This is a genomic window from Paraburkholderia acidisoli, from assembly GCF_009789675.1.
GTDB classification, from domain to species: Bacteria; Pseudomonadota; Gammaproteobacteria; order Burkholderiales; family Burkholderiaceae; genus Paraburkholderia; species Paraburkholderia acidisoli.
Map to the genome: position 1 here is coordinate 802,362 of NZ_CP046913.1, position 19,210 is coordinate 821,571.

Below are 19,210 nucleotides of genomic sequence, written 5' to 3' on the forward strand. Positions count from 1 at the left end.
TTACCTGCTTCCTATCGAATCGAAATCATCATGACGTCACCGCTTTCCGACCTGTTCACCGTCGACCCGCTCGATCTGGCGTTGCGCGACACGCTGCAACATCTCATCGACACGAAGACGAAGCCGCCCGGCAGCCTCGGCCGTCTCGAAGCGCTCGCGCTGCAACTCGGGCTGATCCAGCGCGGCACGCAAGTGCGCGTCGAGCGTCCCGTGATGATCGTGTTCGCGGGCGATCACGGCATTGCCGCCGAAGGCGTGAGCCCGTACCCGCAAGCGGTGACCGCGCAGATGGTCGCCAACTTCCTCGCGGGCGGCGCGGCCATCAACGCGTTCAGCGGCGTGGCCGGGCTCACGCTCGAAATCGTCAACGCGGGCGTGGCGACGCCGTTGCCGCCGTCGAACGCGTTGGTCGACGTGCCCGTCGCGCGCGGCACGCGCAACTTCGCGCGCGAGCGCGCCATGACGCGCGACGAAGCGCTGGCCGCGCTCGAAGCGGGCGCGGCGCGCGTGCGTCATCACGCGGCGCTCGGCACCAACGTGATCGGCTTCGGCGAGATGGGGATCGCCAATACCTCGGCGGCGGCGTGCCTCATGAGCCGCCTGTGCGACGTGCCGATCGACGAATGCGTCGGGCGCGGCACCGGCCTCGACGACGCGGGCCTCGCGAAGAAGCGCGCCGTGCTCGCGGCCGCGCTCGCGTTGCACGCCGACGCGCGCGAACCGCTCGACGTGCTGGCCGCGTTCGGCGGCTTCGAGATCGCGATGATGGCGGGCGCGTTCCTTCAGGCGGCGCGCTCGCGCATGACGATTCTCGTCGACGGTTTCATCGCCACGTCCGCGCTGCTCGTCGCGCACGCGCTTGCGCCGAACGTGCGCGAGTACTGCGTGTTCGCGCACGCGTCGAACGAGGCGGGGCATCGGCGCATGCTCGAGTATTTCGGCGCGCGCGAGTTGCTCGCGCTCGATCTGCGTCTCGGCGAAGGCACGGGCGCGGCGCTCGCGGTGCCGCTGCTGCGCGCGGCCGCCGCGTTCGTGAACGAGATGGCGAGCTTCGAGCAGGCGGGCGTGGACGATCGCGCCAGCGGCGATCAACCTCGCCACGCGTGAAGCTCACCGCACATCGCCCATGAATCCGCTCGCGGAACTGCGTTACTTCTTCACGGCGCTCGGCTATTTCACGCGCGTGCCGGTGCCGCGCTGGGTCGGTTTCGATCCCGCGTGGCTCAACGCGGCGGCGCGCTATTTTCCGCTCGTCGGTGCGTTGATCGGCGCGCTTGCGGCGCTCGTCTATGTTGCCGCGCTGCACGTGTTTCCAGCGGGCGTGGCCGTGTTGCTGTCGATGGCGGTCACGCTGCTCGCAACGGGCGCGTTCCATGAAGACGGTCTCGCCGATTGCTGCGATGCCTTCGGCGGCGCGTACCAGCGCGAGGACGTGCTGCGCATCATGCACGACTCGCGTATTGGCGCATTCGGCGCGATCGCGCTGGTCGTGGCGCTCGCGCTCAAGTGGCAGACGCTCGCCGCGCTGCCGCCCGCGCGCGCCGCGCTGCTGATGATCGCGGGCCACGCCGCGAGCCGCGCCGCGGCCATCAGCTATCTCGTCACGCTCGACTACGTGCGCGCCGAGGGCAAGGCGAAGCCCGTCGCGCAACGCATGAGCGTGGGCGCCTGGTTGTGCGCGTGCGTGTTCGGCTTGCCGTGGCTGTTCTGGCCCACGTGGCAGGGCGCAGCCGACTGGCGGCTGGGCGCCACGATGCTCGCGGTGCTCGCCGTGCTGCGCTTCGCGCTCGGGCGTTACTTCGTGCGGCGTATTGGCGGTTATACGGGCGATTGCCTCGGCTTCGCGCAGCAGGTTTTCGAAATCGCCCTCTATCTCGTGGGGCTCGCGTGGATCTCGTACTGATTCGTCATGCCGCCGTGGCCGTGGAGGCGGGCGTGTGTTACGGCGCGAGCGATGTCGCGTTGCAGGGCGATGCCGCGCACGAAGCCGCGTCGATCGCCGCGCGGCTCGAGGCCTTGCAGGTGCGCGCGCCGCAACGCATCTTCACGAGTCCGCTGTCGCGTTGCGCGAGCATTGCCGATGCGCTCGCGGCGCGACATCGGCAGCAGGCTTCGGTCGATGCGCGTCTCGCGGAGATGGATTTCGGCGCGTGGGAAATGCAGCGCTGGGAGGCAATCGAGCGCGCGCAGATCGACGCCTGGGCCGCGAATTTCGAGCATGCGCGCGAACATGGCGGCGAGAGCGTCGCGCAGTTCGATGCGCGTGTGAGCGCGTGGTTCGCGACGCTCGACATGAAAGCCGCCGATGAAAAAACCACGACGTGGGCCGTCGCGCATGCGGGCGTGATCCGCGCGATCGCGGCGCGCGCGCTGGGCTTGCCGCTCGCGAACTGCGTGCGCTGGCCGCTGGAAATGGCGGCGATTGTCTGGCTGCGTTACGACTTCGCGAGCGCGCAATGGCTGCTCGCGCGCTGGAACGTTTGACGTGGTTTAGCGCGCGGCCGCGTCGCGCGTGCGCGCAAGATCGAGATCCTTGCACAGTTGCGCCGCGCCTTGCGCGAGCCGTGGCGCCGGCCGAGTGAGCAGATCGCCGTCGATGGCGAACAGGTTGCCGCGCGCGACCGCATGCAGCGCGGGCCACGCGCGCCAGCGCTCGAGGCTTGGCAAAGGACGATCCGGCGCCGTGGCGCCTTGCGAGGTCGTGACGATCGCGTCGGGATTCGCGGCGAGCACGGCTTCGGTCGAGATTGTCGGCACGAGCGGATCGAGCGCGGCGAACACGTTGCGGCCGCCGCACAGCGCGATCGCGTCGCTGATCATGTGCGTGCCGTTGATCGTCATCAGCGGCTGATCCCACACTTCGTAAAACACGCTCACGCTCGTACGTTGCGCGTAGGTCGCGCGCAGTTGCGCGATGTCGTGCCGATACGCGTTGGCCGCGGCCTGCGCGGCGGGTTCGGTGCCGAGCAGCGTGCCCAGACGCGTGAGCGAGGTCGCCACGTCGTCGAGCTGGCGCGGCTCGCTGAAGAACAGCGGAATGTGCAGCGCGCGCAGCCGGTCGAGTTGCTGCTGCGCATTGCCGTGACGCCAGACCACGATGAGATCGGGCTTCATCGCGACGATGCGTTCGAGGTCGAGCGCGCGGTTGTCGCCCACGCGCGGCACGTTTTGCGCGGGTGGCGGGTAGTCGCTATAGCTCACCGCGCCGACGAGTTTCGCGCCGCCGCCCGCCGCGTAGAGTAATTCGGCCACGTGCGGCGCGAGGCTGATCACGCGCTGCGCGGGCGCGGCGAGCGTGACGGTCTGGCCCGTGTCGTCGACGGCGGAAACCGTGGCGTTGGCCGCGCCCGCGAAACTCGCCACGAACGCGGCTACGAGCACCGATACGACCGGGGCCGACACCGCACGCGTGAGTGCCGCAGGACGCATCAGCCGATCTCCTGGATTGCTTGCGTGAGCGCGTGTTCGAAGCGCTGCCATTCGGGCGCCGAAGCGGGCAGGCCGAAACGCAGGCTCTCGGGCGCGCTGAAGCGGCGCGTCCAGATGCCCTGGCGCGCGAGCGCGTCCTGCAAGGCGCTCGCGCGCGCATCGACGATCCACGCGAACAGCGGCGTGGCGTGCGGCGCGAAGCCGTTCGCCTGCAGCAGCGCGGCGAGGCGCGCGCTTTCGGCGGCGAGACGCGTGCGCATGGCGGCTTGCCATGCCACGTCGCCGAACGCGTGCGTGACCGCGTGACGCGCGGGGCCGCTCACGGTCCACGCGCCCAGTTGCGCGCGCAACGTGGCGAGCCAGCCGGGCGCGGCGAGCGCGAAGCCGCAGCGCGCCCCCGCGAGGCCGAAGAACTTGCCGGGCGAGCGCAGCACCACGAGCCCGGCCAGATGCGTGGCGGCGGCGAGCGTCGCGTCGTGCCGATCCGGCGAGGTCTCGAAGGCATCGGCGAAGGTTTCGTCGACGATCAAGCTGCCGCCGCGCGCCGCGAGTTGCGCATGCCAGCGCCGCAGCCGCGCGGCGTCGAGGCGCGTGGCGGTCGGATTGTTCGGATTGACGACGACGGCATGCGTGACGGTGTCGGGCAAGGCCTCGGCGAACGCTTCATCGGCCAGATCGAGCGACACGACCTCGTGCCCGGCCTGCGCGAACGCGGGCGCGTACTCGCCGTAGGTGAGCGGCGCGATCGCCACGCGCGCGCGCGGCAGCAGCACGGGCAACGCGCGGATCGCCGCCTGACTGCCCGCGACCGGCAGCACGTGCCGCGCGTCGGGGGCGCCGTAGTAGCGCGCGGCGCACGCGGCGAAACCGTCGCCTTCGTCGGGCAGGCGCCGCCATGCCGCCGCGGGCACCGGCGGCACCGGATAGCCGTGCGGATTGATGCCGGTCGAGAGATCGATCCAGTCGTCCCACGCGATGCCGTAGCGCTCTGCCGCCTCGTGCAGGTTGCCGCCGTGCGCGACGAGCGCGTGCGGGTTGCGGTGCGTCGATTCAGCCATGCGTCGCTACGCTCACGAAAGCCAGCGCCAGCAGCGCGGCGAGCCAGAGAATGGTGGTGCGCTCGACCAGCCGCAGCGCGGCGTCCACGTCCTGCGCGCGCGGCGGCGCGCCCGCGCCGAGCGTCGGGCGCTCCTCGATCGCGCCGTGGTAGACGGCCGCGCCGCCGAGCAGCACGTTGAGACTGCCCGCGCCCGCCGCCATCACCGGGCCGGCGTTGGGGCTGTCCCAGCGGCGCGCCTGATCGCGCCAGCAGCGCAGCGCGCAGCGCGTGTCGCCGAGCAGCGCATAGCTCGCGGCCGTGAGGCGCGCGGGAATCCAGTTGAGCACGTCGTCGATACGCGCGGCCGCCCAGCCGAAGCGCAGGAAGCGCGGCGTGCGGTAGCCCCACATCGCGTCGAGCGTGTTGGCGAGGCGGAACGCGAGCGCGCCGGGGCCGCCCGCGATGGCGAACCAGAACAGCGCGCCGAAGATCGCGTCGTTGCCGTTTTCGAGCGCCGACTCGACGGCGGCGCGCGAGAGCGCGGTGGCGTCGGCCTCGGCGGTGTCGCGCGAGACGATGCGCGCGGTCAGCGTGCGCGCGGCGGCGAGATCGCGCCGCGCGAGCGCCGCGCCGATCGGGGCGATGTGTTCGGCGAGGCTGCGCGCGCCGAGCGCGAACCACAGCAGCGCGACGTGCAGCGCCCACGCGAGCGGCCAGGGCAGCAGCGCGCACAGCAGCGCGGCGAGCAGCACCGGCGGCCCGACCACGGCGAACCACGCGAGCAGGCCGAGCGGACGGCCGCGGCGGCCCGTGTTCAAACGCGCCTCGACGCGGTTGGCGAACTGGCCGAACGCGATCAGCGGATGCGCGCGGCGCGGCTCGCCGAAGCGGCGGTCCGCCGCGAAGCCGGCCACGGCGAGCGCGGCGGTGACAGTCAGCGAAAGCATCAGGAATCCTTGAGCGGCGCCTTGAGCACCAGCGGCAGCCCGGCGGCCACGAGCATGGCGCGGTCGGCGAGCGCGGCGATGCGCTGGTTCAGGCGGCCGAGTTCGTCGACATAAAGCCGCGTGGCCGCGCCCATCGGCACGACGCCCATGCCGATCTCGTTGCTCACCACGAGCACGGTGCCGCGCGCGCGCTCGCAGGCGGCGGCGAAGGCGTCGATACGCTCGCGCCAGTCGGGCAGCGGCGTCGCGCCATCGACGGAATCGGGCGCGCAGAGCAGGTTGGCGAGCCAGAGCGTGAGGCAGTCGATCAGCACGCAGCGGCCGGGCGCGGCGGCCGCGTCGAGCGCGCCCGCGAGGTCGAGCGGCGCGGCCGCGAAGCCCCATTGCGCGGGCCGGCGCGCGCGATGATGAGCGATGCGCGCGGCGAATTCGGCGTCGTCGCTCGTGCGTGCCGTGGCGACGTAGGTGACGGCGAGGCCGCTTTCGGCCGCGAGGCGCTCGGCGTAAGCGCTCTTGCCCGAGCGCGCGCCGCCGACGATGAAGGTGAGATCGCGCGAAATCATCGCGTGATTGTAACGGCTGCGGGATGTCGTTCGCGGGTCGCTGGCGCCGCTATCGCGGGCCGATCTCGTCGCGTTCGTGCGTGGAATACCCGTTGAAACCCCGTGGATGACAAGCCGATCCGGCCCGCGCCGCGTGCGGATCGCGCGCGAATGGGCCTTATCCGGACGGCTAACGTTCGCGCCGCGTGCCACGAAGCCGCGCCGGGCAATGGGATAATGCGCACTCGTATTCACCGGGTTTCGCGCTTCATGACCGCCACGCCAACTGCCGCGCCTGCTCCTGCCTCGGCCTCGATCCCCGCCGTTCCCCGGGGCGCGCTGATGATCCAGGGCACCACGTCCGACGCGGGCAAGAGCACGCTCGTCGCCGGGCTGTGCCGGCTCGCGCGCCGCGCGGGCGTGCGCGTCGCGCCGTTCAAGCCGCAGAACATGGCGCTCAACAGCGCCGTGACCGTGGACGGCGGCGAGATCGGCCGTGCCCAGGCGCTGCAGGCCATCGCGGCGGGCATCGAGGCGCACACCGACCTCAACCCGGTGCTGCTCAAGCCCAATAGCGACCTCGGCTCGCAGGTCATCATCCACGGCAAGGCGCGCATGAATCTCAACGCGCGTGCCTATCAGGACTACAAGCCGCTCGCGCGCGTGGCCGTGCTCGAATCGTACGGGCGGCTTCGCGCGCGCTACGAAACCGTGTTCGTGGAGGGTGCGGGCAGTCCCGCCGAGATCAATCTGCGCGCCAACGACATTGCCAACATGGGTTTTGCCGAAGCCGTGGATTGCCCCGTCGTGCTGGTCGCCGACATCGACCGGGGCGGCGTGTTCGCGCATCTGCTCGGCACGCTCGCGTGTCTTTCGGAAAGCGAGCGCGCGCGCGTGGCGGGTTTTGTCATCAACCGGTTTCGCGGCGACCCCGCGCTGCTCAAGCCCGGCCTCGACTGGCTCGAAGCGCAAACGGGCAAGCCCGTGCTCGGCGTCGTGCCGTACCTGCACGGCCTCACGCTCGACGCCGAGGACATGCTGCCCGGCGTCGCGCACAGCGGCGCGTGCGCCGCGGGCGAGATCCTGCGCGTGGTGGTGCCCGCGCTGCCGCACATCAGCAATCACACCGATTTCGACGCGCTGCGGGCGCACGCGCAGGTCGATTTCCGCTACGTGCGCACGGGCGAGACGCCGCCCGCCGCCGACCTCGTGATCCTGCCCGGCTCGAAGAACGTGCGCGACGACCTTGCCTGGCTGCGCGCGCAGGGCTGGGAAGCGGCGCTCGCGCGGCACCTGCGCTACGGCGGCCGTGTGATCGGCATTTGCGGCGGCATGCAGATGCTGGGGCGCTCGATTACCGACCCGCACGGCGTGGAGGGCGAGCCCGGCGCGGTGGCGGGCTTCGGCTGGCTCGACTACGAGACCGAGCTCACGCGCGAGAAAACGCTGAAAAACGTTACGGGCGCGCTCGCCCTGGACGCTTCGGCGGAAGGCGGGGGCGCGGCGCGCGTGAGCGGCTACGAGATTCACATGGGCGAAACGCGCGGGCCGGCGCTGGCAACACCCGCGCTGTATCTCGCCGATACCCCGGGTCTTGCCGATAACCCGGGCGAACGGCGCAATGACCGCCGTGCCGACGGCGCGCGTTCGGCGGACGGACAGATTCTCGCGACCTACGTGCACGGGTTGTTCGACACGCCCGAAGCCTGCGCGGCGCTGCTGCGCTGGGCGGGGCTGGCGGGTGCCACCGCGGTCGACTACCCGGCGCTGCGCGAAGCCTCGCTGGACCGACTCGCCGACACGTTGGCGGCCAGCCTCGACCTGCCGCGCTTGTTCGGCGCGATTCGCGAGGCGCGCGGCTGAGTGTGGCGGGTTATGGATGCGCGCCGGCCGTTGGCCGCTTGCGCCCGGGCGCGTTCGGTGCCGCGTGGCCCTGCGGCGTTAGTACGTTAGTACAACACCATCTGCGTGCAACGGAACAGGGCGATGGTCTTGCCGTCCGGGCCCGTCACGGTGGCGTCCCAGACCTGCGTGCTGCGGCCGAGATGCACGCCCGTGGCGACGGCCGAAATCGTGCCTTCGCGCGCGGTGCCGAGATGGTTGCTCTTGATCTCGATGGTCGTGAAATTCTTCGCGTTGGGCGGCAGATGCGCGAGGCAGGCGTAGCCGCAGGCAGTATCCGCGAGGCCGATTACGGTGGCCGCGTGCAGGAAGCCGTTGGGCGCGAGCAGTTCGCTGCGTATGTCGAGTTCGGCGCGCAACTGGCCCTGTTCGAGGGCGATGGGGCGCAGCCCGAGCAGGTCGGGCAGGCGGCCGCGCTGGCGCTCCAGCAGCGTTTCGATCGTGACGTCGGTGCGTAACGTGCTCATGGTCGGGGATCTCCTTGTCGTCGTTGGGGATGATTGCGCTGCGATCTCGCGCGATTCGCCGATAATATCGGACGGTCGATGCCTGGCGCCGGCTCGTATGCAGGATCCCGGGTGCGAAATCCGGCGGAATCGCGCTTCGAACTCCGAAGGGAAACCGCGCGAAGGGCGTCGGTCGGTCAGCAACACCAGGCATCGAGCAACACGAAGCATCGAGCAACACCTGGCATCAAGAACACGGCAATCCGGCTGGCCGAGCGCCAGCCATCCTGACGGGAGCATTCATGACGGTAATCGTGGTGGCGAATCCCAAAGGCGGCGTGGGGAAGAGCACGCTGTCCACCAATCTGGCGGGCTATTTCGCCGCGCAAGGCGAGTGGGTCGCGCTCGCTGACCTCGACCGGCAGCAGTCGGCGCACGCGTGGCTCGACATGCGGCCCGCAACGCTGCCGCCCATCGAAAGCTGGAAGGTCGATCTGGACAATCCGGTGAAGCCGCCCAAGGGCCTCGAGCACGCCGTCATCGACACGCCGGCGGGCCTGCACGGCAATCGCCTCGGCGCGATCATCGAGCTGGCCGACCGCGTGGTCGTGCCGCTCCAGCCATCGATGTTCGACATTCTCGCGACCAAGGACTTCCTCGACCGTCTGGCGAAGGAAAAGGCGGTGCGCAAGGGCGCGATCAAGGTGGGCGTGGTGGGCATGCGCGTGGATGCCCGCACGCGCTCGGCCGAGCAGTTGCAGCGCTTCGTGGAAGGGCTCGACCTGCCCGTGCTGGGCTGGCTGCGCGACACGCAGAATTACGTGCAGCTCGCGGCGCACGGCCTCACGCTCTGGGACGTGGCGAAGAGCCGCGTGGAGAAGGATCTCGATCAGTGGCAGTCGATCATCGACTGGCTTAACGAGAAGTAAGCGGGAAACGCGCGACGCTCCCGCGGGAAATCAGTAAAAAACCCCGCTGGCTCGTGGCGGCGCGCGTCGCGCAATACGGCGCGCGCCGTGAGACGAAGCCGCCGTCGGGCTGCGCGAGCGCTCAGGTCCAGCTTTGCGTCGGCACGTGGTCGCGGCTGCCCTTGATGCGGTTGTTTTCGTCGACGAACACGAGGTCGGGCTTCCAGCCGGCCTTCAGTTCTTCTTCTTCCACGTTGGCGAACGCCGCGATGATCACGAGGTCGCCCAGTTGCGCGCGGCGTGCCGCCGAGCCGTTCAGCGAGATCATGCCGCTGCCGCGCTCGCCCTTGATCGCATAGGTCGAGAAGCGCTCGCCGTTGTTGATGTTCCAGATGTCGATGCGCTCGTTTTCCACGATATTGGCGGCTTCGAGCAGGTTTTCGTCGATGGCGCACGAACCTTCGTAATGCAGCTCGCAGTGCGTGACGGCGGCGCGGTGGATCTTCGACTTGAGCATATGGCGTTGCATGGCGTTCTCCTTTTGCGCAACGCGCGCGGCGGGGCCGGCGGCGCGTGGCGCTTCAATACGGTAAGGCGGCGTGACCGGCGGCCGCGCAGTCGGCGGCCAGCACGCGGCGAAAGAGGTAAAAGCGGCGGCAAAAACGGAGGCAAAAGCGGCGATCGGCGCGCGCTCAGATCTCGAGATTGTCGATGAGGCGCGTGGCGCCGAGCTTCGCGGCGGCCACCACCACGAGCGGCGCCTGGGCGTCGGCGTCGGAGCCCGGCGCGGGCGGCAGCAGGTTCACGCGCTTGCGGATCGCGATGTAGTCGGGTTTCCAGCCGCGCTGGGCGAGCTTTGCCATCGCTTCGAGTTCGAGCTGCTGGAAGTCGCGGCGGCCCGCGAGCACGGCCTCGCGAATCTCGCGCAGCGCGCCCGCCAGTTGCGGCGCCTCGGCGCGCTCGGGCGCGGAAAGATAGCGGTTGCGCGAGCTGAGCGCGAGGCCGTCTTCATCGCGCACGGTTTCGGCGGCGATCACCTCGGTCGGCAGCGCGAACTGCTGGCACATCGCGCGCACGATCATCAGCTGCTGGTAATCCTTCTTGCCGAACACGGCCACGCGCGGCTGCACGCACGACATCAGCTTCATGACGACGGTGCACACGCCCTCGAAGAATCCGGGGCGGAACTCGCCTTCGAGAATGTCGCCGAGATCGTGCGGCGGGCGCACGCGGTACTCCTGCGGCTGCGGGTACAGCTCCTGTTCGGTTGGCGCGAACAGCACGTAGACGTTTTCCTTTTGCAGCTTCTCGATGTCGTCCTGGAGCGTGCGCGGATATTTGTCGAAGTCCTCGTTCGGGCCGAACTGCAGGCGGTTCACGAAGATGCTCGCCACGACCGGGTCGCCGTGCTGGCGCGCGAGGCGCATCAGCGAGAGATGGCCTTCGTGCAGGTTGCCCATGGTCGGCACGAACGCGGTGCGGTTTTGGCCGCGCAACTGGTCGCGCAATTCCTGAATCGAGCTGATGACTTTCATGATCGGATGCTTGATGTCTCGCAAAATCGCAAGACTAAGGTTGCAGCAACCGGCGAGCCGGTTGCTCGGCCGCAGGCGCGAATTCCGGGGAACATCCCGTGTGGGCGGCGTGCGGACGGGGCGCGCCCGGCCGCGCGTGACGCGCTCTAGCCGGGCAGGCGCGGCGATTGTAGTGGATTTGTGAGCGTGGCGCAGCCGTGTCGGGTGGGGGTTTATCCCGAGGTTCCGCTGTGCGGATCGCCGCCGGTTCGTGGCGATGTGGAACGAATAGACAGGCGCCGGCGCGTTCAGGCCGGCAGATAGGCGAGGCGCACGTAGATTGGCGCGAACGGTTCGGCCTGGGTAATTTCGATCAGCGATTCGCGCGACAGCTCGAGCATGGCGATGAAGTTCACGATCACGACCGGCACACCGCGCGTGACGTCGAAGAGTTCCGAGAACTCCATGAAGCGCTCGCCCTGCAGCCGCCGCAGGATCGTGCTCATGTGCTCGCGCACCGAGAGTTCCTCGCGCGAGATCTTGTGATGCTGCACGAGCTTCGCGCGCTTGATGACGTCGGCCCACGCGGCGCGCAGGTCGATGCTGTCCACGTCGGGGAAGCGCGGCGTGATGCTCTGCTCGATAAAGACCTCGGCGCGCAGAAAGTCGCGGCCGAGCTGCGGCAACTGGTCGAGGCGCTGGGCGGCGAGCTTCATCTGCTCGTATTCCAGCAGGCGGCGCACGAGTTCGGCGCGCGGGTCCTCGGCTTCCTCGCCGGTGTCGGCCTTCTTGACCGGCAGCAGCATGCGCGACTTGATCTCGATAAGCATGGCCGCCATCAGCAGATATTCGGCGGCGAGTTCGAGATTGGTCTTGCGCAGTTGCTCGACGTAGCCGAGATACTGGTTCGTGACCTCGGCCATCGGGATGTCGAGGACGTTGAAGTTCTGCTTGCGGATGAGGTACAGCAGCAAGTCGAGCGGCCCTTCGAAGGTCTCGAGAAAGACTTCGAGCGCGTCCGGCGGGATGTACAGATCCTGCGGCAGCTTGAAGAGCGGCTCGCCGTACAGGCGTGCGAAGGCCACGCCGTCGACGGTGTCGGGCGTCGAGTCGGTGGCGGGCGTGGTCAGAGCCTCGCCGGGCGTCGGCCCGGCGGCTCTGGCGGGACCCGCCGCGTGCTCGCCTTGCGGCGGCGCGCCGGCTCCGTCGGCCTCGGCCATCAGAAGTTCTGGTAGTAGACGTAGGACGTCTGGTTCACGCGCGACGCCTGCTGGCGCTCGCGTTCGTCGAGGTCGATCGGCTGCTTGTCCCACAGAAGCGAGCGGCCCTTGCGTTGCTGCTCTTCGAGCTGCGGCTTCTGCTGCTTGAGCTGGGCGATGAATTGCGTGATGTCCGACTGATACATGGCTGACGTCCGGTTGGTGAGACGGCGCGCGGGCTGGCGCCGCGCCGCGAATTCTGTCGGCGGCAATTTTACCGCAAGGCAAGGCGGCGGAACATCCGCGCGGGCGGGGCCGTGCAACACGGCCGTCGGTCAATCGCGCCCCGATTGCTCCGGGATCGATCCGGAATCGATCCGGGCGGGCTCCAGTCTGATTCCGGGCGCGATAGGCACCGCGTCCACGGTGGCTCCGCGCCGGACTCGCGCCGGACTCGCGCCGCAAGCGCCGCAAGCGCCGCGCCGGGCTTACGACCCGGTTGCGCGCGCATGACATTCCGGTGACGCAGGGTGGCCACAGCGGGCGGCCGCACCGGCGCCCGCGTCGGCATCGTCCTCAACTTTGCGCAGCGTCCTGGGGTAATCACGCGATGATGTGGTGAAATATCGCGTTTGCGCTCGTGCGCGCCCGTGTCCTCGCTCGCCGCCGCCTTGCGCGCCAGCCGATGACGCCGGCGCCTTCGGCGAAACCAGTTCTACGACAGCCGGAGGTCTTGTTTGGCGGGATGGGTGATCGAAGCGTTGCGCGCATGGCGCCGCACCACGCGTGCGGCGCGGCCACGGCACGCCGCAACCGCGGGCCGTCCCGGGTTCCTCGAGCACCGCGAGCCAGCGGCTGCCGGCGCGCGCGGCCGCCTTGTTTCCACGCTTCTCCTGAGCTGCGTCGCCGGGCCGCTGTTCGGGCTGGTCGCCGCCACGCCCGCGCACGCCGACCTGTCGAGCCTCTGGCCGTGGTCGCACGCCAAGACCTACTACAACGTCGAGATCGCCACGGAGCCGCGCGAGTTGCGCAAGCTGCTGGAGGCGCATCTCGACATCGCGCGCTTCGCCACGCGCGCCGACGTCAGCGAAGACCAGTTCGACTTTCTCGTGACCGCCACGCCCCAGCAGGTGCGCGATCTCGCCTCGACGGACGGCTATTTTTCGCCGGTCGTGCGTACCGACGTGCAGACCGTCGACGGCAAGCGCCACGTCAAGGTGAGCGTGGACGCCGGACCGCGCACGCAGATCGCCTCGGTGCAGCTCACGTTCCGCGGCCCCGTGCTCACCGAAGATCGCGCGCAGGAAAACGCCGCGCGCTTCGCGTTCTCGCTGCACGACGGCGACGCGTTCACGCAATCGGGCTGGGACGACGCCAAGAGCGCCGCGCTGCGCGCGCTGCAGGCGCGCCGTTATCTGGGCGCGAAAATCGCGCGTTCCGAGGCGCGCGTCGATCCGCTCAAGCACGAGGCGCAACTTTCCGTAACGTTCGACAGCGGCCCGACCTTCACGATGGGCAAGCTCGACGTGTCGGGCACGCGGCGCTATCCGGCGTGGATCGTCGACAACGTCAACCCGCTCACCGAAGGCGAAATCTACGACGTGAACCGCGTGACCGAACTGCAGCGCCAGTTGCAGAACACGCCGTACTACGCGAGCGTGGCGACCGACATCGACGACAACACGCAAAAACCGAACGAAACGCCCGTGCACGTGAAGGTGAGCGAGTATCCGTACAACAACTTCCGCGGCGGCGTGGGCTATTCGACCGACACCGGCGCGCACGTGCAGGGCGGCTACACGTATCTCGACACCTTCGGCAAGGCGTGGCCGTTCCAGATGCAGGGCCGCCTCGACCAGATCCAGAAGTACGGCCAGGTGCAGTTGTCGATGCCGCCGGGCCCGCGCGCGTGGACCAACAGCGTGCTCGCGTCGTACACCACCACGGACGTGTCCGACACCACCATCTACAGCGCCCGTGTGGGCGTGCAGCGCACGCGCACCTCGCAGAACATCGACTACGCCTATTCGCTGATGTTCTACGACGACCGCATCACGCAGAACGTCGGCGAGGCAACGCGCGCGCATGCGCTCGTGCCGTCGTGGTCATGGACGCGCCGCAACGTGGACGACCCGCTGTTCCCGCGCTCCGGCAACCTGATTCGCGTGGAGGCCGGTTTCGGCGTGAAGGGCGCGGGCTCCGACCAGACCTTCGTGCGCGGTTACGCGCGCGGCCAGCAATATCTGCCGATCGGGCGCAGCGACATCATGCTGTTCCGCGCCGAACTGGGCGGCGTGTTCACGAGCGGGTCGTCGTCGGAGATTCCGGCCTCGCTGCTGTTCCGCGCGGGCGGTTCGAACTCGGTGCGCGGCTACGGCTTCGAGAGCATCGGCAACAATGTCGCGGGCTCGATCTTGCCCACCAAATACCTCGTGACCGGTTCGGCCGAGTATCAGCACTGGTTCAGCCACGACTGGGGCGGCGCGGCGTTCTTCGACGTGGGCACCGCCACCGACACCTGGGGCGAAAAGCAGTTCGATCCGGGCGCGGGCATCGGGGCGCGCTGGCGCAGCCCGGTCGGCCCCGTCAACGTCGATCTCGCCTATGGCTTCCGCAACCATAGCGTGCGGCCGTATCTGACTCTCGGGATCGCTTTCTGATGGGCACGCGCGCTTTTCTCCGTTTCGTTTCGCCGATGTCGTGGGCGTGTGCGCATGCCGTGCCGCCCGAGGCCTCGCCGGGCGCGTCTTCCAACGATGGCGGCGGGCGTGGCAACGACGGTGGCAATGCCGGCGACAACGAGCGCGGCGAAGGCCGTACGCCGCCGCCGCGCCGCCGTCATCGGTGGCTCAAGGCGTTCGCGTGGCTCGCCGCCGTGCTCGTGCTGCTCGTCGTGCTCGCCGGCGGCGCGCTGTACGGCGTGCTCACGACCGGGCGCGGCACCGCGTACGCGTGGCAGGCGGCGGTCAAGCTGCTCGGCGGCCAGCTCGCGGGCAAGCTCGAAGGCGGCGCGCTCGCCACTGGCGTGCGTTTTCGCGACGTGAGCTGGCGCGGTTCGGACGGCACCACGGTCAAGGTCGACCGCGTGAGCGGGCAGTGGGCGCTGCAAGGCTTCGGCAAAGCGCCGTGGCGCTTCGTGGTCGACTATCTGCATATCGGCGATGTCGATGTGCGCGCCGTGCCGTCGAACGCGCCGTCCAAGCCCATGACGTTGCCCGGGAACCTGCAATTGCCGCTCGGCCTCGAGATTCGCGACTTGCAGGTGGACAAGCTCACGCTGCATCAAGGTACGTCGGTCACGGAGTTTTCGCGCCTGCTGTTCCATGGCCGCAGCGACGGGCGGCACCACGAGGCCGCCGTCGAGCGGCTCGACACGCCGTTCGGCGCGGTGAGCGCACAGGCGAAGCTCGACGGCGTGCGGCCGTTCGCGCTGGCGGGCAATCTCGGCTACGCGGGCAAGGTCAACGGCGAGAGCGTGCAGGTGAACGGCACCCTGGGCGGTTCGCTCGAAGCGCTCACGGCCGACATCGACGCGAGCGGCATGAAGCTCACGGGCCGCGCGCATGTGGAAGCCACGCCGTTCGCCGCGGTGCCGTTGCAGCGCGCCACGCTCGCGTTCGATCACGTCAATCCGCAGGCGTTCGCGCCGGGCGCGCCGTTCGCCGATCTCGCCGTGCGTGCGCAGTTGCAGCCCGTGCCGGGCGGCGCGGCGGGCGTGCCGGCGGCGCTGGCCGCGGCGGCTTCGGGCGCATCGGCGGCGCTGGCGGCTTCGGCGTCTTCCGTGGTTCCCGTGGCTTCGGCGGCTTCCGCTTCGAGGCGATCGGCGGCTGCGGCGGCTTCGGCGCCCGTTGCGGTTGCGTCGATGGCTTCGGCTTCATCGGCGGCCTCGGGCGCGTCCCCGGCGTCGGCCGCGAAGACCGCGAACGCCGCCACCGCGCACAGCGACGCGGCCGGCTTCACCGTGGCCGGCAACGTCTCGATCGTCAACGCGAAGCCGGGCCGTATCGACGACAAACTGCTGCCGCTCGTGGACGCTCACGCCGACGTCGTGCTCGACGCCAAAACCCAGCGCATCCCGAAGCTCGCCGTGCGGCTCGTGAAAAACGCCACGGTCACGGGTGGCGGCACGATCAGCGGACACGACGGCCGCTTCGACCTGCACGTGGCGGCGCTCGACCTCAACGCCATTCAGTCGAGCGTGCGCGCGACGCAGTTCGCGGGGCCGATCGGCGTGCGTCTGAACGGCGACGTGCAAAGCGTCACGCTCGACCTCGCCGATCCGAAAGCCGCGCTGCGCGTGCAGGGCAAGGTCACGCAAGACCCCGCGCGGCTCTCGTTCAACGACGTGCGCGTGACCTCGGGCGCGGGCCGCATCGACCTTTCCGGTGCGCTCAAGCACGACGCCAATTCCACCTATACGTTGAAGGCGGCGCTGACGAACTTCGATCCGCTGTCGCTCACCTCGCAGCTGATCGAGAAGAAGCCTGCCGCTGCGGCTGCTTCGGCCACGTCCCGGCCCGCACGCAAAACGCCGCCGCGCGCGAGCACGTCCAACGCGGCGACCAGCGACGCGCTCAATCCCAAACGCAATCTCGCGCTCAATCCGGCGCTGAATCCGTCGCTCAACCCGGCGCAAACGGGCGAGCAGGCGCAGGCGCAAAAGCGTGTCGAAACCGCGAAGCAGACCGAGTCGAGCGCCGCGCCGCCGCCGCGCGCCAAGCCGAAGGCCGCGCCCGCGCGCCGCATCGAGGCGCGCGTGAACGGCACGCTCAGCGCGAGCGGCATGCTCGCGCCCACCTTGACGACGAAGGCCGAGTTCAAGCTCGGCCCGAGCGTCTACGACGACCTGCCGCTCACGGGGCAGGGGCTGATCCAGCTCGCCGGTTCGCGCATCCTGCCGAGCCGCGCGAATCTTTCCGTGGCGGGCAACGTCGTCGATCTGCAAGGCAGCTTCGGCGCGCCGGGCGACCGGCTGCGGTTCCGTGTGGATGCGCCGCAACTCGACCGGCTCGGCTTCGGCGTCGCGGGCCTGCTCGCGGCGAACGGCGACGTGACCGGCTCGTTCGCGCATCCCAACGTCGAACTCGACTACAAGGCGGACCACGTGGCGTTCGGCGAGAACCGCGTCGGTCACGCGGAAGGCCATGCGCTCGCGCGCGACGGCGCGAACGGCGCGCTCGCCTTCAGCACCGACGCGAGCGGCATCGCCGCGGGCGGCGTCGAGATCGCCACGCTCACGGCGCGTCTGAACGGCACGCGCGCGAAACATACGCTCACGGCCAACGCGAAGGGCAAGGTGCAGGGCCAGCCGATCGACTTCGCCGTGGCCGCGAACGGCGGTCTCGCCGACACGCGCGAGGGCTCGCGCTGGGACGGCACCGTCACGCAACTGGAGAATCGCGGCACGCCGGACCTGAAGCTCGAAGCGCCGCTCAAGGTCAGCGCGGGCGCGGGCAAGGTCACGCTCGGCGCGACGCGGCTCGTGGCCGAAGGCATGTCGCTCGACCTGAAATCGTTCGATCTCGATCACGGCCGCATCCAGTCGGCGGGCGCGCTCACCAATGTCTCGGTCGCGCGCCTCATGCAGGTGCGCCAGCAGTTCACGGGCGAGCCGTCCACGCTGCGCACCGACCTGATCTTCGACGGCGACTGGAACTTCTCCCTGGGCCAGACCGCCACCGGCTACGCGCAGATCAAGCGCCGCTCGGGCGACATCACCACGGAAATCGGCCGCGGTCTCGCCTCGCTCGGCATCTCCGCGCTCGACGCGCGCGCGGCGTTCAGCAACGGCAATCGCCTCACGCTCACGGCGCACGCGCAGGCGAGCCGCGTGGGCGTGCTCGATGTCGACGCGAACACCACGCTCGCGCCGCGCGACGGCATGCTCACCGTGGCGGACGAATCGCCGCTCGGCGGCACCATCAAGGCGAACGTGCCGTCGCTGCGTACCACGGGCGGGCTGCTCGGGCCGACTTATCTGCTCGACGGCCATATCGCGCTCAACCTCGCGCTGGGCGGCACGGTCGCGAAGCCGAACCTCACGGGCTCGGTGATCGGCGACGGTATTTCGGCCACCATGGTCGATCAGGGCGTGCAGCTGAAAGACGGCGTGATCCGCATCGCGCTCTCGCAGAATCTCGTCGACTTCCAGCAGGTCGAGTTCCACGGCGCGACGAGCGGCACGCTGCGCGCGCAGGGCCGCGTGCGGCTCGACAACGACGAGCCCGACCTCACGGCGAGCATCGTCGCGGACAAGCTCGAGCTGTTCGCCTCGCCCGACCGGCGCCTGTCGCTCTCGGGCAGCGCGAGCGTGGCGAACGGCGGCAAGCTCGGCGGCATGCAGATCGACGGCAAGTTCACCGTCGATCACGCGCTGTTCGACATGCCGGAGTCGGCCGCGCCTTCGCTCGGCGACGACGTGGTGATCGTGCGCCCGGACGGCACGACGAGCGGCGGGGTGCCGCCGCCCATCGAGGAAACGGCGTCGACCAAACCGGCGCCGAAATTCGCGCCGCGCGCCAACATCGACATCAATCTGGGCCGCGACTTCCGCTTCCGTGGCCAGGGCGCGGACCTAGGCCTCGCGGGCACCATCACCGCGACCAGCGCGCCCGACACGCCGCTGCGCGCGGTGGGCAACGTGCGCGTGACGGAAGGCTCGTCGTACTCGGCGTTCGGCCGCAAGCTCAACATCGAGAATGGCTTCTTCACGTTCAACGGGCCGGTGGGCAACCCGGGCATCAACATTCTCGCCATGCGCCGCAACCAGCAGGTCGAGGCGGGCGTGCAGGTCACGGGCACGGTGCAGGCGCCGGTTGCGAAGCTCATTTCCGAGCCGAACGTGCCCGACAACGAAAAGCTCTCGTGGCTGCTGTTCGGTCACGGCACCGACCAGGGCAACAACCTCGGGCAGCAGAGCGCCATGACCACGGCGCTCGCGCTGCTCGGCAGCACGAGCGGCAAACGCATCGCGCAGTCCATCGGGCTCGACGAATTCTCGATCGGGCGCAGCGAGGTGGGCTTGACCGACCCGCAGGTGGTGATGCTCTCCAAGGCCATCAACGAGCGGCTGGTGATCGGCTACGAGCAGGGCTTGCAATCCGCGTCGAACGCGATCAAGGCCACGCTCAACCTCTCGCGCTACTGGTCGGTGGCCACGTACGGCGGCACGTTCTACGGCGCCGACATTCTCTACACGCGGCGCTTCGACCGCATTCGCTGGTAGCGCGAGAGCGCGGGCCGGCGGCGCGCGCGCCGTAGCGTCGGCGAAAAAAAAGCACACCC

16 protein-coding genes are annotated in these 19,210 nt (G+C 69.6%); 7 read left to right on the forward strand and 9 right to left on the reverse strand.

Annotated elements, in window-relative coordinates:
* The first annotated feature begins 30 nt into the window (after positions 1-30).
* From cobT to cobC, 3 genes are read left to right on the forward strand one after another with little or no spacing between them, the layout of a single operon-like run.
* Positions 31-1,107 carry a nicotinate-nucleotide--dimethylbenzimidazole phosphoribosyltransferase gene (gene cobT, locus FAZ98_RS03460; protein WP_158948803.1) on the forward strand — a complete coding sequence of 359 codons (1,077 nt, stop codon included), beginning with the start codon at positions 31-33 and terminating at the stop codon, positions 1,105-1,107.
* A 19-nt stretch (positions 1,108-1,126) separates the two neighbouring features.
* Positions 1,127-1,903 carry an adenosylcobinamide-GDP ribazoletransferase gene (locus FAZ98_RS03465; protein WP_158948805.1) on the forward strand — a complete coding sequence of 259 codons (777 nt, stop codon included), beginning with the start codon at positions 1,127-1,129 and terminating at the stop codon, positions 1,901-1,903.
* Complete coding sequence (cobC, locus tag FAZ98_RS03470; RefSeq protein ID WP_158948807.1) at positions 1,888-2,484, forward strand: alpha-ribazole phosphatase; 597 nt, start codon at positions 1,888-1,890, stop codon at positions 2,482-2,484. Before FAZ98_RS03465 ends, cobC begins: the two co-directional genes overlap by 16 nt.
* A gap of 6 nt (positions 2,485-2,490) precedes the next feature.
* Here cobC and FAZ98_RS03475 read toward each other — a convergent pair whose 3' ends face one another.
* The 4 genes from FAZ98_RS03475 to cobU are packed head-to-tail and all read right to left on the reverse strand — an operon-like array spanning position 2,491 to position 5,978.
* Complete coding sequence (locus FAZ98_RS03475) at positions 2,491-3,429, reverse strand: cobalamin-binding protein (RefSeq protein WP_158948809.1); 939 nt, start codon at positions 3,427-3,429, stop codon at positions 2,491-2,493.
* Entirely contained in the window at positions 3,429-4,487 is a 1,059-nt protein-coding gene (cobD, locus tag FAZ98_RS03480; RefSeq protein ID WP_158948811.1) for a threonine-phosphate decarboxylase CobD, read from the reverse strand. The genes FAZ98_RS03475 and cobD overlap by 1 nt, the downstream gene beginning before the upstream one ends.
* Positions 4,480-5,415, reverse strand: a complete 936-nt coding sequence (gene cbiB, locus FAZ98_RS03485) for an adenosylcobinamide-phosphate synthase CbiB (RefSeq protein ID WP_158948813.1) — start codon at positions 5,413-5,415, stop codon at positions 4,480-4,482. Before cbiB ends, cobD begins: the two co-directional genes overlap by 8 nt.
* On the reverse strand, positions 5,415-5,978 hold the full coding sequence (gene cobU / locus FAZ98_RS03490) for a bifunctional adenosylcobinamide kinase/adenosylcobinamide-phosphate guanylyltransferase (RefSeq protein ID WP_158948815.1): 564 nt from the start codon (positions 5,976-5,978) through the stop codon (positions 5,415-5,417). The genes cbiB and cobU overlap by 1 nt, the downstream gene beginning before the upstream one ends.
* A 117-nt stretch (positions 5,979-6,095) precedes the next feature.
* Between cobU and FAZ98_RS03495 the strand changes: the two genes are divergently transcribed.
* A complete protein-coding gene (locus tag FAZ98_RS03495) occupies positions 6,096-7,820 on the forward strand; it encodes a cobyric acid synthase (protein WP_407672049.1) in 1,725 nt (574 codons plus the stop codon).
* An 86-nt stretch (positions 7,821-7,906) separates the two neighbouring features.
* On the opposite strand, the gene FAZ98_RS03500 is transcribed toward FAZ98_RS03495, so the two are convergent.
* Positions 7,907-8,326, reverse strand: coding sequence for a PaaI family thioesterase (locus tag FAZ98_RS03500; protein ID WP_158948817.1), 420 nt, complete (start codon positions 8,324-8,326; stop codon positions 7,907-7,909).
* A gap of 281 nt (positions 8,327-8,607) precedes the next feature.
* Between FAZ98_RS03500 and FAZ98_RS03505 the strand changes: the two genes are divergently transcribed.
* Entirely contained in the window at positions 8,608-9,234 is a 627-nt protein-coding gene (locus tag FAZ98_RS03505; protein ID WP_158948819.1) for a ParA family protein, read from the forward strand.
* Between the two features lie 121 nt (positions 9,235-9,355).
* On the opposite strand, the gene panD is transcribed toward FAZ98_RS03505, so the two are convergent.
* From panD to FAZ98_RS03525, 4 genes are all read right to left on the reverse strand, one after another.
* Entirely contained in the window at positions 9,356-9,742 is a 387-nt protein-coding gene (gene panD / locus FAZ98_RS03510; protein WP_158948821.1) for an aspartate 1-decarboxylase, read from the reverse strand.
* A gap of 163 nt (positions 9,743-9,905) precedes the next feature.
* Positions 9,906-10,748 (reverse strand): pantoate--beta-alanine ligase, encoded by an 843-nt coding sequence (gene panC / locus FAZ98_RS03515; protein WP_158948823.1) that lies wholly within the window; start codon positions 10,746-10,748, stop codon positions 9,906-9,908.
* 287 nt (positions 10,749-11,035) lie between these two features.
* On the reverse strand, positions 11,036-11,947 hold the full coding sequence (locus FAZ98_RS03520) for a segregation and condensation protein A (protein WP_158948825.1): 912 nt from the start codon (positions 11,945-11,947) through the stop codon (positions 11,036-11,038).
* Positions 11,947-12,132, reverse strand: a complete 186-nt coding sequence (locus FAZ98_RS03525) for a DUF3460 family protein (protein ID WP_158948827.1) — start codon at positions 12,130-12,132, stop codon at positions 11,947-11,949. The genes FAZ98_RS03520 and FAZ98_RS03525 overlap by 1 nt, the downstream gene beginning before the upstream one ends.
* A 531-nt stretch (positions 12,133-12,663) precedes the next feature.
* On the opposite strand from FAZ98_RS03525, the gene FAZ98_RS03530 reads away from it, so the two are divergent.
* Together FAZ98_RS03530 and FAZ98_RS03535 are read left to right on the forward strand one after the other, a co-directional pair.
* Complete coding sequence (locus FAZ98_RS03530; protein WP_456093741.1) at positions 12,664-14,586, forward strand: autotransporter assembly complex protein TamA; 1,923 nt, start codon at positions 12,664-12,666, stop codon at positions 14,584-14,586.
* A 35-nt stretch (positions 14,587-14,621) separates the two neighbouring features.
* Positions 14,622-19,151, forward strand: coding sequence for a translocation/assembly module TamB domain-containing protein (locus FAZ98_RS03535; protein ID WP_158951855.1), 4,530 nt, complete (start codon positions 14,622-14,624; stop codon positions 19,149-19,151).
* The last annotated feature ends 59 nt before the right edge of the window (positions 19,152-19,210 follow it).

Coding starts and splice junctions, on each gene's coding strand:
- cobT (WP_158948803.1), top strand. CDS start 31: ATGACGTCACCGCTTTCCGACCTGTTCACCGTCGACCCGCTCGATCTG.
- FAZ98_RS03465 (WP_158948805.1), top strand. CDS start 1,127: ATGAATCCGCTCGCGGAACTGCGTTACTTCTTCACGGCGCTCGGCTAT.
- FAZ98_RS03475 (WP_158948809.1), bottom strand. CDS start 3,429: ATGCGTCCTGCGGCACTCACGCGTGCGGTGTCGGCCCCGGTCGTATCG.
- cobD (WP_158948811.1), bottom strand. CDS start 4,487: ATGGCTGAATCGACGCACCGCAACCCGCACGCGCTCGTCGCGCACGGC.
- cbiB (WP_158948813.1), bottom strand. CDS start 5,415: ATGCTTTCGCTGACTGTCACCGCCGCGCTCGCCGTGGCCGGCTTCGCG.
- cobU (WP_158948815.1), bottom strand. CDS start 5,978: ATGATTTCGCGCGATCTCACCTTCATCGTCGGCGGCGCGCGCTCGGGC.
- FAZ98_RS03500 (WP_158948817.1), bottom strand. CDS start 8,326: ATGAGCACGTTACGCACCGACGTCACGATCGAAACGCTGCTGGAGCGC.
- FAZ98_RS03505 (WP_158948819.1), top strand. CDS start 8,608: ATGACGGTAATCGTGGTGGCGAATCCCAAAGGCGGCGTGGGGAAGAGC.
- panD (WP_158948821.1), bottom strand. CDS start 9,742: ATGCAACGCCATATGCTCAAGTCGAAGATCCACCGCGCCGCCGTCACG.
- panC (WP_158948823.1), bottom strand. CDS start 10,748: ATGAAAGTCATCAGCTCGATTCAGGAATTGCGCGACCAGTTGCGCGGC.
- FAZ98_RS03520 (WP_158948825.1), bottom strand. CDS start 11,947: ATGGCCGAGGCCGACGGAGCCGGCGCGCCGCCGCAAGGCGAGCACGCG.
- FAZ98_RS03525 (WP_158948827.1), bottom strand. CDS start 12,132: ATGTATCAGTCGGACATCACGCAATTCATCGCCCAGCTCAAGCAGCAG.
- FAZ98_RS03535 (WP_158951855.1), top strand. CDS start 14,622: ATGTCGTGGGCGTGTGCGCATGCCGTGCCGCCCGAGGCCTCGCCGGGC.